This window comes from Pseudomonas sp. ES1, from assembly GCF_050586605.1.
Lineage (GTDB): Bacteria > Pseudomonadota > Gammaproteobacteria > Pseudomonadales > Pseudomonadaceae > Aquipseudomonas > Aquipseudomonas sichuanensis.
Genome location: NZ_JBOBDM010000154.1, coordinates 1 through 346, shown reverse-complemented (window position 1 = coordinate 346; position 346 = coordinate 1). Strand labels below are relative to the sequence as shown.

The 346-nt window shown below is 69.4% G+C and carries 1 protein-coding gene; it reads left to right on the top strand.

All coding sequences use genetic code 11. The annotated features are described in order from the left end of the window. Nucleotides 1-346: AMP-binding protein (locus ACQ4N9_RS26575; protein ID WP_430934147.1), on the top strand; the 346-nt coding region annotated here is incomplete at both ends.

Sequence of the window (346 nt, the reverse complement as noted above, 5' to 3'; positions counted from 1 at the left end):
ACCGCTGAAGCAGGCGCTGGTCGAGGCGCTGTACGACAGCGGTTCGATCGAGCACGTCTACGACCTGTACGGCCCGTCGGAAGACACCACCTATTCCACCTGGACCCGCCGTGAGGCCGGTGGCCGCGCCAATATCGGCCGTCCGCTGCACAACACCGCAGGCTACGTGCTGGATGCGCAACTGCAAGCGCTGCCGCAAGGCATCGCCGGCGAGCTGTACCTGGCGGGCGCCGGTATCACCCGTGGCTACCTGCTGCGCCCAGGGCTGACCGCCGAACGCTTCGTGCCGAACCCGTTCGGCGCGGCGGGCGAGCGCATGTACCGCACCGGCGACCTGACCCGCCAG